General features: G+C 69.1%; 7 protein-coding genes and 1 pseudogene. 5 read left to right on the forward strand and 3 right to left on the reverse strand.

Annotated elements, in window-relative coordinates; all coding sequences use genetic code 11:
* Nucleotides 1-322: 322 nt before the first annotated feature.
* The 4 genes and pseudogenes from ABZ552_RS03925 to ABZ552_RS03940 all read left to right on the forward strand — a co-directional run.
* Nucleotides 323-1,873 (forward strand): annotated as a pseudogene (locus tag ABZ552_RS03925) (DNA polymerase III subunit gamma and tau); the annotation flags it as partial.
* A 2,020-nt stretch (nt 1,874-3,893) separates the two neighbouring features.
* Entirely contained in the window at nt 3,894-5,108 is a 1,215-nt protein-coding gene (locus tag ABZ552_RS03930) for an acetyl-CoA C-acetyltransferase (protein WP_281876834.1), read from the forward strand.
* 114 nt (nt 5,109-5,222) lie between these two features.
* Nucleotides 5,223-7,373, forward strand: coding sequence for a 3-hydroxyacyl-CoA dehydrogenase NAD-binding domain-containing protein (locus ABZ552_RS03935; RefSeq protein WP_281876835.1), 2,151 nt, complete (start codon nt 5,223-5,225; stop codon nt 7,371-7,373).
* Between the two features lie 113 nt (nt 7,374-7,486).
* Nucleotides 7,487-8,584 carry an esterase-like activity of phytase family protein gene (locus ABZ552_RS03940; protein WP_357435467.1) on the forward strand — a complete coding sequence of 366 codons (1,098 nt, stop codon included), beginning with the start codon at nt 7,487-7,489 and terminating at the stop codon, nt 8,582-8,584.
* On the opposite strand, the gene ABZ552_RS03945 is transcribed toward ABZ552_RS03940, so the two are convergent.
* Nucleotides 8,581-9,063: a MarR family transcriptional regulator gene (locus ABZ552_RS03945; protein ID WP_281876837.1), complete on the reverse strand. Its 483-nt coding sequence runs from the start codon at nt 9,061-9,063 to the stop codon at nt 8,581-8,583. The two genes, ABZ552_RS03940 and ABZ552_RS03945, sit on opposite strands and share 4 nt — an antisense overlap.
* Before the next feature lie 366 nt (nt 9,064-9,429).
* On the opposite strand from ABZ552_RS03945, the gene ABZ552_RS03950 reads away from it, so the two are divergent.
* Entirely contained in the window at nt 9,430-13,011 is a 3,582-nt protein-coding gene (locus tag ABZ552_RS03950) for a serine/threonine-protein kinase (RefSeq protein WP_281876838.1), read from the forward strand.
* Nucleotides 13,012-13,020: 9 nt separating this feature from the next.
* Here the strand turns inward: ABZ552_RS03950 and ABZ552_RS03955 are convergent, their stop codons facing one another.
* On the reverse strand, nt 13,021-14,337 hold the full coding sequence (locus ABZ552_RS03955) for a class I SAM-dependent methyltransferase (RefSeq protein ID WP_281919210.1): 1,317 nt from the start codon (nt 14,335-14,337) through the stop codon (nt 13,021-13,023).
* On the reverse strand, nt 14,334-15,776 hold the full coding sequence (locus ABZ552_RS03960) for an FAD-binding oxidoreductase (RefSeq protein ID WP_281881266.1): 1,443 nt from the start codon (nt 15,774-15,776) through the stop codon (nt 14,334-14,336). The genes ABZ552_RS03955 and ABZ552_RS03960 overlap by 4 nt, the downstream gene beginning before the upstream one ends.
* Between the last annotated feature and the right edge of the window lie 10 nt (nt 15,777-15,786).

A 15,786-nucleotide genomic window follows, 5' to 3' on the forward strand; every position in this document is an offset into this window, starting at 1 on the left:
GTTGCCGAGTGCCACGTTAGCCAGCGGATTGCGTCGCTGTCACCCATGGTGACGGTTTCGTTATTTCCAAAAAGTCGTGGTAAATCGGGGTGGGAGTCCATATTTTCCGGGCGCGGACGGGACGCTTCGGTGGGCAAGTCGGACTTCGCTCGTGCAGCATGAGCGATAGCTCTGAGGTTGCTATCGCGTACGTACCGGTCGGCCTCCGAAGAAGGCGGTACGCATGTTGTGATGTGAATCACATCATTCTGCTCGTCTGGGTCACCTCCCGGGGCCGCAGGCGGGAATGTCCTTTGTCGGCGGTCGCCGGTAACCTCTGGCCGTGGCTCTGTACCGGAAGTACCGACCGGCAACGTTCGCTGAGGTGGTGGGTCAGGAGCACGTCACCGACCCGCTGAGTACCGCGCTCGACACGGGGCGGATCAGTCATGCCTATCTGTTCTCCGGTCCGCGCGGCTGCGGGAAGACGTCGTCCGCGCGCATCCTCGCCCGCTCGCTGAACTGCGTGGAGGGGCCCACCTCGACGCCCTGCGGCACCTGCCCGTCCTGTGTGGCGCTGGGGCCCGGCGGTCCGGGCAATCTGGACGTCATCGAACTCGACGCCGCGAGCCACGGCGGCGTCGACGACACCAGGGAACTGCGTGACCGCGCCTTCTACGCGCCCGCCGAGTCCAGGTACCGGGTCTTCATCGTCGACGAGGCGCACATGGTGACCACCGCCGGGTTCAACGCGCTGCTCAAGATCGTCGAGGAGCCGCCCGCGCACCTGATCTTCATCTTCGCGACCACGGAGCCGGACAAGGTGCTGCCCACCATCCGGTCGCGTACGCATCACTACCCCTTCCGGCTGCTGCCTCCCGCCACGATGCGCGGACTGCTCGGGCGGATCTGCGAGCAGGAGCATGTGCAGGTCGAAGAAGCGGTGTACCCCTTGGTGATTCGCGCGGGCGGCGGTTCGCCGCGCGACAGCCTCAGCGTGCTCGACCAGCTGCTGGCGGGCGCGGGCCCCGAGGGCGTCACCTACGCCCGCGCGGTCTCGCTGCTCGGCGTCACCGACGTGGCGCTGATCGATGACGCGGTCGAGGCGCTGGCCGCCGACGACGGCGCCGCGCTGTTCGGCACCGTCGACCGGGTGATGGAGGCGGGCCACGACCCACGGCGTTTCGCCGTCGACCTGCTCGATCGTTTCCGCGACCTGATCCTTTTGCGGGCGGTGCCCGACGCCACCGAACGCGGTCTGGTCACCGGCCCCGGTGACGTGCTCGATCGGATGCGCGACCAGGCGGCGCGTTTGGGCTCGGCCACCCTCACCCGTTACGCCGAGCTGCTGCACGAGGGGCTGGGGGAGATGCGCGGCGCCACGGCGCCGCGGCTGCTGCTCGAAGTGGTCTGCGCGCGCATGCTGCTGCCTTCGGTGTCCGACGCGGAATCCGCCACGTTGCAGCGGTTGGAACGGCTGGAGCGCGGCCTGGCCGGTGGGTCCCTCGGTTCCGCTCCCGCCGCGTCCGCGCCGCCTGCTTCCACCCCCGCGGCCGCGGCCGGGCCGCCCCGTCGCCGAGGTGCCGAGGCGCTGGCCGCGATGCGGGAGAATCGCGGAGGTGGTCGCTCGGCTGCCGACGCAGGTGGTGGTGCTTCCGCAGGAGATTCGGCGCAGACCGGTGGCGGGGAGGGGGCGGCGCCCGCCCGAGGCGCGTCCGATGACGCCGGAATCGTTGAGCGCCCGCAGGCAGGCAGCGGTGCGGGAGCGGATCCGTCTTCCGGTGCGGCAGGCTCCACCGCTGGGCCGCGTGGCGGTGGGGAATCCGCGAGTGGGGAGCGTCGGCCGTGGCCCGCCGGTGGTGCGTCGTCCCGGGACTCGATGGCTTCGCCTGCGGGACGCGGCACGGATCCGTCTGCGCCGGTAGCCGAACCGGATTCCGCCGCTGTGCCCGGCAGTCGCTCTGTGGGGACGATGCCGGGGGGAGGGCCGAGCGCGAGCGTAGCGACGAGTGCTCCGAACATCGGGACGGACGACGCGTCCGGGTCCACGCCCGGCGTATCCGGGTCGGCTGGCGACGCCGTGCGGGGTGGAGGCGTCGGAGCGGGACGCGTTTCTTCCGAACCCGCTGCCGCACAAAGTATTTACGATGTCGCGTCAGCGCCCGGGCGTGTTCCGGCCGAGCAGGCGGCGAATTCTCGGCCTTCGGGCGCGCACGCGGTGTTGCCCGGCGCCGATCCGGCCGTCGATCGCGGTCGTGGAGTCGCGGACTCGAGTGGCGCGCGGCAATCTGCTGTGGGACCCGAGCAGGGGGGTACGGACCCGGCTACTGCGCGGGAGTCTGCTGTCGGCCGTGAGCGTGGGGCCGGGGGTTCGAGCGATGCGCGGGACTCGGCTGCGGGCCAGGATCGCGGGGCTGCGACTTCGGCTGTTGCTCGGGGTCCTGCTGTCGGACCCGCTCCCGGGGCTGCGGAGTCGGCTGTCGCGCGGGGTTCTGCTGTCGAGCCCGATCGCGGGGCCGGGGACTCGGGCGATAACCGGGACTCTGCTGTCGGCCGCGCGGCTGCGGACTCGGGTGCCGCGCGAGATTCTGCTGTCGGACGTGAGCGCCGGGTCGGGGACTCGGGCGATAACCGGGACTCTGCTGTCGGCCGCGCGGCTGCGGACTCGGGTGCCGCGCGAGATTCTGCTGTCGGACGTGAGCGCGGGGTCGGGGAATCGAGTGCCGCGCGGGAATCCGCCGTCGGCCAGGATCGGGGCGCCGCCGATTCTGCTGCCGCGCGACGTCCTGCCGTCGGTCAGGAGGCGCGGGACGCGCAGACATCCTCGCCGGAGCCCGCCGCCGGTTCTTCCTCGGTATCGAACGACGATCTGCTGCGCGAAGTGGAAGCCGCTTGGACGGACATTCGTGCCAAGGTGCGGGAGTTCGGCGCGGCCGTGCAGGCGATGCTCGCCGGCGCGTCGGTCGCCCGGGTGGAGGGCGAGGTCATCGTCTTCGCGCATCAGCACGCGCCGTTGGCCCAGCGCCTGTCCGATCCGCGGAATCTGGAAGCGGTGCGGTCGGCGGTGCGGGCGGTGCTCGGACGCGACCACGAGGTGCGCTGGGAAGCCGGCGGCGCGGCGCCACGGCCCGCGGCGGCGCCACGGGCGGGCGGAGCGGGCAACCGCACCCGCGGGCAGGCGGGCAATCAGCCGGGACGTGAATCCGGCAACGCGGCAGGACGCGCTTCGGGCGCCACTGCCCCGCCGCGGTTCTCCCGCCCGAGCCAGGCGAGGAACGCGAGCGCCGACAAGGCGGGCAGCGCGGGACGTCCACGCGCGGGCGGCGCGGACCCGCGTCCGTATCCCGCGGACGACGACATCCCGCCGCCCGACTACCCGGACCTGCCCGACGACCCGGGCCCCGCGGACTATCCCTCGCACGACGCCGGGCCGAGCGCGAACGACGCCCCGGCCGAGCGCGGCTGGGACCGGGACGGGGTCGTCCCGGCCTCGACACCGGAGGAGGAGCAGGAGATGATGGCCGCCGCTGCCGATCCGGTGGCTCCCGGCGACCGGCGCGACCCGGACGAGGTCGCCATCGAATTGCTGAAGAGTGAGCTGGGTGCCACACGGTTGGATGGTTGACAACCACCGTTCTCACGACGTTAAGTTAACCGGAGTTCGCACTCCACGGTAGTATGGACGGGTAGCCGGGAGCTTCGGTACGCCGACGTTCTATGGTATGCCCAGGCGTACGGGCGACCGGGTCGTGCGTCCGCTGTCGCCTGCCTGGTTTTGTACAGCGTTAGGAACGGTCGGCCGCAAGGCCGGTCGGCGAGGTCAGCCGCAGCCACGCCGCACCCGCGGTGTCGCCGCACACCCGCGCTCGGACGGACATACGTCCGGCCGCAGCACATTGAGGAAGGAACACTCCATGACCACAGAGGCCTACATTTACGAGGCCATCCGCACTCCGCGCGGCCGTGGCAAGAAGAACGGCTCGCTGCACTCGGTCAAGCCGATCGACCTGACTGTTGGTCTGATCCAGGAGCTGCGCGGCCGCTTCCCGAACCTCGACGAGGACCGGATCTCCGACCTGATCCTCGGCGTGGTCGCGCCGGTCGGCGACCAGGGCGCGGATATCGCCCGTACCGCGGTCACCGTGGCCGGCCTGCCCGACACCGTCGGCGGCTTCCAGCTCAACCGCTTCTGCGCCTCCGGCCTCGAGGCGGTCAACCTCGCGGCCCAGAAGGTCCGTTCCGGCTTCGACGACCTGGTCATCGCCGGTGGCGTCGAGTCCATGTCGCGCGTGCCAATGGGCTCCGACGGCGGCGCTTGGGCGCTCGACCCGGCCACCAACTACGACACCTACTTCGTCCCGCAGGGCGTCTCCGCCGACCTGATCGCCACCATCGAGGGCTTCAGCCGCGACGATGTCGACGCCTACGCGGTGCGCTCGCAGGAGCTGGCCGCCAAGGCCACCACCGGCGGGTACTTCGCCAAGTCGATCGTCCCGGTCAAGGACCAGAACGGCATCGTCGTGCTGGACAAGGACGAGCACATGCGCCCCGGCACCACCGCCGAGGACCTGGCCAAGCTGCAGCCGTCCTTCGCCGTGATCGGTGAGATGGGTGGCTTCGACGCGGTGGCGCTGCAGAAGTTCCACTTCGTGGAGAAGATCAACCACGTGCACCACGGCGGCAACAGCTCGGGCATCGTCGACGGCGCGGCGCTCGTGCTCGTGGGCTCGGAAGAGGCGGGCAAGGCTTCCGGCCTGACCCCGCGTGCGCGCGTCGTCGCGACCGCCACCAGCGGTGCCGACTCCACCATCATGCTCACCGGTCCCACCCCGGCCGCCAAGAAGGTGCTGGCCAAGGCGGGGCTGACCCTCGACGACATCGACCTGGTCGAGATCAACGAGGCGTTCGCCTCCGTGGTGCTGAAGTTCCAGAAGGACCTGAACGTCCCGGACGAGAAGCTGAACGTCAACGGCGGCGCGATCGCGATGGGCCACCCGCTGGGCGCGACCGGCGCGATGATCACCGGCACCATGGTCGACGAGCTGGAGCGTCGCAACGGCCGCTACGCGCTGATCACGCTGTGCATCGGCGGCGGCATGGGCGTGGCCACCATCATCGAGCGGGTCTGAGCCCCAACCGACAGCTGAGAATTCACGCGGCGTGAGCGTCAGGCCCGGAGGCGGCAGCCTGCGTAACCACGTAGGGCCGCGAACGCCGCCAATTCACTTAGGAGACACAGAGCTGTGAGCGAAACCAACATGATCGGTTGGGAGCAGGATTCGGACGGCATCGTCGTGCTGACGATGGACGACCCGAACCAGGGCGCCAACACGATGAACGAGCTGTACAAGAAGTCGATGACCGCCACCGTCGACCGGCTCGAGGCGGAGAAGGACACCATCACCGGTGTCGTGCTGACCTCCGCGAAGAAGACCTTCTTCGCGGGCGGCGACCTGAAGAACATGATGAAGGTCGGCCCGGACGACGCCCAGGCGCTGATGGAGGAGCTCACCGAGATCAAGAGCGCCCTGCGTCGCCTGGAGCAGCTGGGCAAGCCGGTCGTCGCGGCCATCAACGGCGCCGCGCTCGGCGGCGGCCTGGAGATCGCGCTGGCCACCCACCACCGCATCGCCGCGGACGTGCCGGGTTCGCAGATCGGTCTGCCGGAGGCCACCCTCGGCCTGCTGCCTGCGGGCGGCGGCATCATCCGCACCGTGCGCATGCTGGGCCTGCAGAACGCCCTGATGCAGGTGCTGCTGCAGGGCCAGCGCAACAAGCCGGCCAAGGCCAAGGAGATCGGCCTGATCGACGAGCTCGTCGGTTCGATCGAGGAACTGGTCCCCGCCGCCAAGGCGTGGATCAAGGCCAACCCCGAAGCCGGTGTGCAGCCCTGGGACAAGAAGGGCTTCAAGATCCCCGGCGGCACCCCGTCCTCGCCCGCCTTCGCGGCGAACCTGCCCGCGTTCCCGGCGAACCTGCGCAAGCAGATCAAGGGTGCGAACATGCCCGCGCCGCGCGCGATCATGTCCGCCGCGGTCGAGGGGTCGCAGGTCGACATCGACAACGCGTCGCTGATCGAGTCCCGCTACTTCGTGCACCTGCTCACCGGCCCGGTCGCGAAGAACATGATCCAGGCGTTCTTCTTCGACCTGCAGACGATCAACAACGGCGGTTCGCGTCCGAAGGACGTGCCGAAGAAGGAGATCAAGAAGGTCGGCGTGCTCGGCGCGGGCATGATGGGCGCGGGCATCGCCTACGTCTCGGCCAAGGCGGGCTACGAGGTCGTGCTGAAGGACGTCTCCATCGAGGCGGCCGAGCGCGGCAAGAACTACTCCGAGAAGATCGAGGCCAAGGCACTGTCCCGGGGCAAGACCACCGAGGAGAAGTCCAAGGCGCTGCTGGACCGGATCAAGCCGACCGCGGACGCGGCCGACTTCGCCGGCGTCGACTTCGTCATCGAGGCCGTCTTCGAGAACACCGAGCTGAAGCACAAGGTGTTCCAGGAGATCGAGGACATCGTCACCCCCGACGCGCTGCTCGGCTCGAACACCTCCACGCTGCCGATCACCGGTCTGGCGACCGGCGTGAAGCGCCAGGAGGACTTCATCGGCATCCACTTCTTCTCGCCGGTCGACAAGATGCCGCTGGTGGAGATCATCAAGGGTGAGAAGACCTCGGACGAGGCGCTGGCCCGGGTGTTCGACTACACCCTCGCGATCAAGAAGACCCCGATCGTCGTCAACGACAGCCGCGGCTTCTTCACCTCCCGCGTGATCGGCACCTTCGTCAACGAGGCGATCGCCATGCTCAAGGAGGGCATCGAGCCCGCCACCATCGAGCAGGCCGGTCTGCAGGCGGGCTACCCGGCCGCGCCGCTGCAGCTGTCGGACGAGCTGAACATGAAGCTCATGCAGAAGATCGCCAAGGAAACCCTGGAAGCCGCCGAGGCGGGCGACACCACCCTGGGCGTCAAGCGGCACCCGGCGCAGGACGTCATCGACTACATGGTGTCGGAGGGTCGTCCGGGCCGCCTGGAGAAGGCGGGCTTCTACGAGTACGACGAGAACGGCAAGCGCACCGGTCTGTGGCCGGGCCTGCGTGAGCACTTCAAGACCACGGCGGACTTCGGTGTGCCGCTGCAGGATCTGATCGACCGCATGCTGTTCGCGGAGGCGATCGAGACCCAGAAGTGCTTCGACGAGGGCGTGCTCACCTCCACCGCCGACGCCAACATCGGCTCGATCTTCGGCATCGGCTTCCCGGCGTGGACCGGTGGTGTGCACCAGTTCATCGTCGGTTACCCGGGTGGCCAGGAGGCTTTCGTGGAGCGTGCCGACTACCTCGCCAAGACCTACGGCGAGCGCTTCGAGGTCCCGGCCTCGCTGCGTAAGTAGTCTCGCGCCGGAAGGCAACGGCGAAGCCCGCCACCACGTTTCGTGGTGGCGGGCTTCCGCCGTTTTCCGGCCCGTTCACCTTCGCGTCCGTTCGGCCGGATAGGTTGGCAGCCGTGCCGAGACATAGTCGCCATGTTCTGATCGCCGGTTGCGCCCTCGCGCTCGCTTCGGGCCCGGTCGCGGCCGCCGACCCGGTGACGGTGCCCTCGGTGCGCTTGCTCGGCGAGCAGACGATCGCGTCGAACTCGGATTTCGAGGGCACCGTCGTCGGTGGCCTCTCCGGAATCGACTACTCGCCGCGCACCGGTGAATACGTGCTGATCAGCGACGACCGGTCGAGCAAGAACCCGGCGCGGTACTACACCGCGCGCATCGAGGTCGGCGAAGGCGGTGTCGGACCGGTGACGCTCACCGGGACGCGACCGTTGCCGACCGCGACGGGCGCTGTCTACCCACCGATGTCGGTGGACCCGGAAGAGATCCGGGTGGACCCGTGGACCGGCGACTACTACTGGACGCAAGAAGGTGAGCGGACCGGCATGGTGCTGGACGACCCGTCCGTGCGGATCACGCACCCGGACGGCTCCTACGCCGGCGAGCTGCCGATCCCGGACAACGAACGGATGCGCCCCGACACCGGCCCCCGGCGGAACGCGACGCTGGAGGGGGCGACCTTCCTCGCCGCCGGCGCGTTGTTCGCGACCTCGATGGAGGGGCCGCTCCTGCCCGACGGCCCCGCGGCGACCACGACCAGCGGAGCGCTCACGCGCATCACCATCCAGGCTCGATCGGGTCCGCTGCTGGCCCAGTACGCGTATCCGGTGGAACCGGTCTTCGCCGAATCGCGGCCCGAGCCCGGCCGCGGTGAGACCGGGATCGCGTCCATCCTCGCCGCCGATCCGCTGGATCCCACGAAACTCCTTGTGCTGGAACGGTCCTACTCGCCGGGCACGCCCAACAAGATCCGCGTCTACGAGGCGGACCTGAGTGCGGCGACCAACATCCTCGACGCCCCGATCGGCGCCGCGCGCCCCGCGAGCAAGCGGCTGCTGATCGACCTCGACGACGTCGTGCTCTCGGCCGTCGACAACGTGGAGGGCATGACCTGGGGTCCTCGCCTGCCTTCCGGCGAACGGACCCTCGTCCTGGTCAGCGACGACAATTTCGACAGCCGTCAGGTCACCCAGGTCATCGCCCTGGCCATCGCCTAGTCCGCGGGACGCAACTCCTCGGCGGCCGCCTGGTACGCGGCGGCCGCCCTGGTGAAGTAGTCGAACAGCACCTCGCGCTGTTCGGGTGGGTAGCCGCGGATGATCTCGCCGATGCGCTGCCGCGCGGGGGCGAGGACCTCGTCGAGATCGGCGGGTTTGCCGATCAATTCGACGATCACCTTGCGCCGGTCGCCCGGGACCGGCGCGCGGCGGACGTAACCGGCGTCCTCCAGACGATCGATCAGCCGCGTGGTCGGGCCGGTCGTCAGTCCGCTGCGTGCGCCGAGCTCGCCCGGCGTCATCGGTCCGGCCAGTTCGAGGATGTTGAGCGCGTAGAGGTCGGTGGCGCCCAGGTCGACCGCCCGCGCGCCGGCTTGTCCGTGCAGCATGACCGCGCTCAGGTAGCGCCGATAGACCGAACCCGCGTCCGGTCGTAGGCCGCGTGCCGCGGAATCCTCGTCGGGATCAGGCGTTGACACCGAATTCCTCCACGTCCAACTTCTGCCGATGTAAACAGGCTTCTCGAAAGAAGAAAACTCCGTGCAGAAGCAACTTATCACGACGCCTGCTTGACCCGATTCTCGTGGGGTAACCGTTGTGGTGGACCCGATGTGGCGGTGTGGTCATGAGCCGAGGCGACGTCTGTGCAGACCCTCGATCCCCACTGCTGCGCGGCGCGAAACACGCGGATTGGAGACACACCTGTCCTGTCCGGAAACGTCACCCGCGTGATACCGCACCGCGCTACGTTGGAATATGCGCAGACATATCGGACACGGCGTCCGGGTGTCGGCGCGGAGTTGGTCGCCGATGTCGCCGATTCGATGTGAGTTCGAGGTGATCACATGAATCCACAGACGCGTTCGGGCCGGGTGCGCCCCGAATCGACTGCGGCCGAGACGAAGACGCAACGGCAGACGCCCATCGACATCGCCGACGAACTGGAGGCGATGGGCCTGTCCGGAGCGGTGGAGATCGGTCGCGGCGGGTTCGGCGTGGTCTACCGCTGCGTCCAGACCGCCTTGGATCGCGTGGTCGCGGTGAAGGTGCTGCCCTCGGAGATCGATGAGGAGAGCCGAGAGCGGTTCCTACGCGAGGAACAGGCGATGGGCAGGCTGTCCGGTCACCCGAACATCGTCGACATCCTCCAGGTGGACGTGACGGCGACCGGCATGCCGCTGATCGTCATGCCGTACTGCACCCATGGGTCGCTGGAGAAGCTGATCCGCGATCAAGGCCCGTTGACTTGGGCGGACTCGCTGCGCGCCGGTGTCAAGCTGGCGGGCGCCATCGAGAGCGCGCACCGCGCCCGCATCCTGCACCGCGACGTGAAACCGGCCAACGTCCTGCTCAGCGGCTACGGCGAGCCGCAGCTGACGGATTTCGGCATCGCCCGCATTCCCGGCGGGTTCCGCACCTCGAGCAGCATGATCACCGGTTCGCCCGCGTTCACCGCGCCGGAGGTGCTCAAAGGCGACGAGCCGACCATCCGCTCCGACGTCTACGGCCTCGGCTCGACGCTGTTCGCCCTGCTCACCGGGCACGCGGCCTTCGAGCGGCAGGCGGGCGAGCGGGTGGTCGCGCAGTTCCTGCGGATCACCACCCAGCCGATACCCGACCTACGGGAACAGGACATTCCACCGGACGTGGCCACCGTCATCGAACACGCGATGGCGCCCAGTCCGCGGGATCGCCCGGCCAGTGCCTACGAGTTCGGCGAGATGCTGCGCGCGGTGCAGCGCAGCCATGACCAGCTGCCGGACGAGATGGCGCTGCTGGACACCACGCCGGAGGTGGAAGCGGCGGCGCCGACCGCGATCGGCGAACCGACCGTCGCCTGGACCGGCTCGCGTCCCGCGGTCACCGCCCGGCGCAGCTGGCCGTTGACGCTGCGCCCCGCCGTCTCGCAGCATCCCGCGTCCGCGACGACGACACCGCCGACCGCCGTGACCAAATTCCGTCCCCCCACGCCCACCCGGGACCCGATACCCCGGCCGCGTCTGCTGGACATCCTGCGCGGGGGCGGTCGGCGCAGGCTCGCGGTGATCCACGCGCCCGCCGGATTCGGCAAGAGCACGCTGGCCGCGCAGTGGCGCGCCGCACTCACCGAAGGCGATGCCGCCGTCGCCTGGATCGGGATCGACCGCGACGACGACAACGAGATCTGGCTGCTGGCCCACCTCATCCAGGCCATTCGCCGGGTGCACCCGGACGTCGGCGCGGGCCTGGAACAGGTGCTGGAGGAGCGGCCGGCCGACGCCGCCGCGTTCGTGATCCCCACCCTCATCGATGAGATCCACACGGCGGGCAAGACGGTCGTGGTGATCGTCGAGGACTGGCAGCGGATCACCGACGCGGGGGCGCATCGGGCGATGGAAGCCCTGCTCGACAACGGCTGCCACCACCTGCGTTTCGTCGTGACCAGCCGAGAGCAGTCCGGTCTGCCGACCAGCCGCATGCGCGTGTACGACGAGCTGGTCGAGATCGGCTCGGCCGCGTTGCGCCTCACCGAAGCGGAGACCAGGCAGATCCTGGTGGAGCGCAACGGATTCGACCTCACTCCCGAGCAGGTCACCGAAATCCACACCGCCACCGACGGCTGGCCCGCGGCCATCCAGCTGGTCGGACTGTCGCTGCGTGGCAATGCCGACCCGGCCCAGCTGATCGCCACCCTCTCCGAGGGCAACCACGGTATCCGCGAATACCTCGCCGAGAACGTGCTCGACACCTTGGAACCGAGGATGCTCGAGTTCCTGATGTCGATCGCGGTGACCGAGCGGGTGTGCGGCTCGCTCGCCGCTGCACTGTCCGAGGAGTCGGACGCCGAACAGCTGCTCGAACAGGCCGAGCAGCGCGAGTTGTTCCTGCGGCGCATCGAGCACGACCCGGAGTGGTTCCGGATGCAGCCGCTGTTCGCCGAACATCTGCGGACCCGGCTCGAGCGCGTCCACCCGGGCAAGGTGAAGTCGCTGCACCGCAAGGCTTCGCGCTGGTACGCCGAACACCAGCTGCTGCGCAAATCGGTCGACCACGCACTGGCCGCGACCGACCTGAAGATGGCGCTGGACCTGCTCGAGGGCGGCGGCATGGACCTCATCGACGGTTCCCGGCTGGCCACCCTGCTGGGCAGCGTGTCGAAACTGCCGATGCAGCAGGTGGCGTCGCGCTCCAAATTGCTGATGGCGGTGGCCAGGGCGAACGTCAACCTGCAGCAGTCCGGCGCGGCGCGCAACGCCCTCGGCAGGCTGTCCAACATCCTCGCCCGCGGTTCCACGAGCGACGCCGACGTGCGCGTGCAGCGCTGCCAGGCGGCGGTGCTGGCCGCTTCGGACCAGATCGCGCGCGACCGCACCGAAGGCGTGCTGGACCGGGTCGCCGACTGCCTGCGGGAGCCGGATGACCTCCCGGCGTGGACCGTCTCGACCGCGGCGAACCTGACCACCTTCGTGCGCCTGTGCGGGTTCGACTTCGAGGGCGCGAGGAATATGCAGGAGTGGGCCGAGGAGTACCACCAGCGCTCGAAGGATCCGCTCGGCCTGGTGTTCGGCCGCTGCGGCCAGGGCGCGGCCGCCTACGAGCAACTCGACGTCGCCACCGCCACGCGTTGCTTCCAGCAGGCGTGGGACTCCGCGCGCGAGCGCTCCGGACCACGCTCGCACGCGGTGCGCGTCGCCGCCGCGCTGCTCGGCGAGATGAGCTATCGCCGGGGCGATCTGGAAACCGCCGACCGGCTGCTCGACGAGAGTCACGAGCTGGTCACCAGGGTCGGGCCGGTGGACTTCCTGATCTCCACTTTCGTCGTCGGCGCCCGGGTCAAGGCGGTCGGCGGAGACCTGCTCACCGCGGCCACGCGGCTGGACGAGGGCGCGCGCATCGCCGCCGACAACCGCCTGGCCCGGTTGGCCGCGCACATCCGAGCCGAACGGCTCCGCCTGGGCCTGCCGCTGGAGCCGGGGGAACGCCGGTACACCGATCTCAGCGAATCCACGCCGTTGCAGGCGGCGCATCGGCTGACCGGCGGCGCCTTGCTCACCGCCGAGGCCGAGGAACTCGCCGCGATCCGCGCGCTGCTGGCCGAACACCGGCCCGGCTCCGATGACCGAGCGGTGCGCCGCGCCCGCGCGCTGTACGACCACACCCTGCAGAAGCACCGTCCGCGCGCCCAATTGGACGCCGCGGTACTGCTCGCGGAATGCCTGGCCGCGTCGGGCTGGGTGGGCGAGGCCACCAATCTGCTGCTGCCCGCCGTCGCGACCTGCGCCGGTCTGGGCTGGACCAGGCCGCTGCTGGACGCGGGTCCCGGCGTGGTCGGGATCCTCCGCGTCCTGCGGACCGACCTGCCCGCCTCGGCGCAGGTCGGCGACATCGAACTGCCCGCCCTGTTCCTCGACGAACTTCTGAACGGGGCGGGCAGCAGGGCCTACTGACGAACCGGGTCAGGGCTGCCACCACGGGCGCAGCGGCACGGTCCAGGCGCCGTCCGGGGGCAGCTTGACCCCGAGCACCTGGTGCAGCTGAACCACGTTGCGCTGGAAGCCCAGCCGACAGCCCGCCATGTAGAGGCCCCACACCTTCGCGGTGCCCTCGCCGACCTCCGCGACGCAGGCGTCCCAGTTGGCGACCAGGTTCTTGCACCACTCGTGCAAGGTCAGCGCGTAGTGCTCGCGCAGGTTCTCCTCGTGCAGCACTTCGAGGCCGATGTTCTGGATCTCGGAGATGATCCGGCCGGAGCCGATCAGCTCACCGTCGGGGAACACGTAGCGGTCGATGAAATCGCCCGCCTTGGTGGTGCGGGTGTTGTCCGGGCGGGTGATGCAGTGATTCAGGAACAGGCCGCCGTCGCGCAGCTTGTTCTTGATGTACTCGAAGTAGAACGGGTAGTTGTGCACCCCGATGTGCTCGGTGAGCCCGATCGAGGAGACCGCGTCGAACTCGCCCTCCGGCACGTCGCGGTAGTCGGAATGGCGCACTTCGGCGAGATCGGAGAGGCCTTCCTCGGCGATCTTCTGCTGCGCCCAGTCCGCCTGCTCGGCCGAGAGCGTCGCGCCGATCACCTTGACGCCGCGCTTGGCCGCGTAGCGCACCATGCCGCCCCATCCGCAGCCGATGTCGAGCAGCCGGTCGCCCTCCTTCAACCGCAGCTTCTCGAATACCAGGCGATATTTGTTCTCCTGCGCCTGCTCCAGCGTCCAGCTCTCGTCGCCGTAGGCCGCGCAGGTGTAGGTCATCGACGGGCCGAGCACGTACTCGTAGAACGTGTTCGAGACGTCGTAGTGGTGGTGGATGGCTTCGGCGTCGCGGGTCTTGGAGTGGCGCAGGCCCTCGAAGGCGATCCGCCGCCAGCGCGGCAAGGTCTCCTGCGGCGGCGGGGCGACCGGCTTGAGCCGCTCCCAGCCCAGTGAGCGCGCGATGGTCACCAGGGCCAGCGCGGACGGGCGGCGGAACTTCAACCGGTCCATCGCCTTCAGGATCGCGTACGGATCACCGGGGTGCACGCCGCTGGCGGTCATGTCGCCGGCGATGTAGGCGCGGGCCATGCCCAGGTCCCCGGGGGCCGTCGCCAGATAATTGATGCCGCGCGGGGTCCGGATGTCCAGCGCGAACTCCGAATCCTGCGGTCCGGTCGCGCTGCCGTCGTAGGCCGTCAGCCGGATCGGGACTTCCCCCTCGACGAGGGTCTCGAAGATTTCGGCAATGCTGAGTTTGGTTCCGAGATCGTTGAAGACATCGGAACGGTCCTTGAATGTCGTCACTTACGTTGCACCGCCTTCGAATACAGATCCAGCAGGCGCTGGTCCGGGTCGTAGCGTTTCTTGAGTTCGGTATAAGTGTTTCCGCCGTAGAGCGCGGCGAATTCATCCTTGTCGTAGAAGGAATCCGAGTACAGCGACTTATGACCGTCGAACTCGGTCACCGTGCGCTCGATGGCGCGGTTGGCCGCGCCCTCTTGCTGCCCAGGGGTGGTGGGCACGGCCGACCAGAACCCGACATTGACGTAGGTCCGGTCCGGCTCCAGGGGATACAGCGGCCAGGCGCGTTCGCCCGGCCGATCCTGGCCGCCGGTCTCGCGCAAGCGCAGCGGGCACAGCCAGATCGGCTCGATCGGGATCTCGCGCAGGAACCATTCCACGAAGTCGGCGGTGCGTTCCACAGGCACCTCGATGTCCTGCACGACCCGCTCGCGCGGGGGATTGCCCTTGCGGGCCTCCAGCTTGTCGCCGATGGCGTACTTGTGGTCCAGCGCGACGAGCTTCCAGTAGAAGCTGCTGCGCCGGTAGCGTTTCGGCCAGAAGCGGCGGATCCTCGGGTTCTGCGTGCCGAACGCGCGCGAGCACCAGAACCAGTCGGTGTCCCAGCGCCACAGGTAGTCGTGGATGGTCAGGCGGTCGCGCTTGGGCGTGGCGCCCTCGTGCTGCAGGGACCGGTAGTAGACATCCATGCCGGTGTAGTCGCTCACCGGGCCCGGCTCGCCGGTCCGCCGGCCCAGCGTCAGGTAGCTCTCCTCGGCGGAGAACACGACGCCGTCGAGGTAGTCGACGGTTTCGCCCTGATAGACCCGGTCGGTGACGATCGCGGCGAGGGTGGTCTCCAGCTCGCGCACGTCACGGAAACGCACGTGCCGCAGCGCCACGTACGGCTGCACTTCCTCCAGCTCGATCTTCAGCCGGACCGTATAGCCCAGCGTGCCGTAGGAGTTCGGGAAGCCGCGGAACAGATCGGCGTGTTCGTTGTCCGGCGTGGCGGTGAGGATCTCGCCCGCACCGGTCAGCACGTCCATCTCCAGCACCGACTCGTGCGGCAGACCGTTGCGGAAGGACGTGGACTCGATGCCGAGGCCGGTGACCGCGCCGCCCAGCGTGATCGTCTTGAGCTGCGGCACGACCAGCGGCGCGAGGCCGTACGGGAGGGTGGCGGCGACCAGCTCCTCGTAGGTGGTCATGCCGGCGACGTCGGCGGTCTTGGCGGCCGGGTCCACCGCGATGACCCGGGTCAGCCCGGAGACGTCGAGTCCGGGTGCGGTGTTCTTGGCCCTGGCTCGGAAAAGGTTCGAGGTCTTCTTCGCCAACCGGACGTTGGCGTGCTCGGGTATCGCGCGGTAGCTCGCCAATAGGCGCTCCACGCCCGCTCGATGCGCGGCAAATCCTGATTCGCGTGCGGCCGGTGCGTGTCCGGCCTTCCCCAACAGACTCACTGCCACCCCT

The organism is Nocardia sp. NPDC019219 (genome assembly GCF_040632645.1).
In the GTDB taxonomy this organism is placed as follows: Bacteria; Actinomycetota; Actinomycetes; order Mycobacteriales; family Mycobacteriaceae; genus Nocardia; species Nocardia sputorum.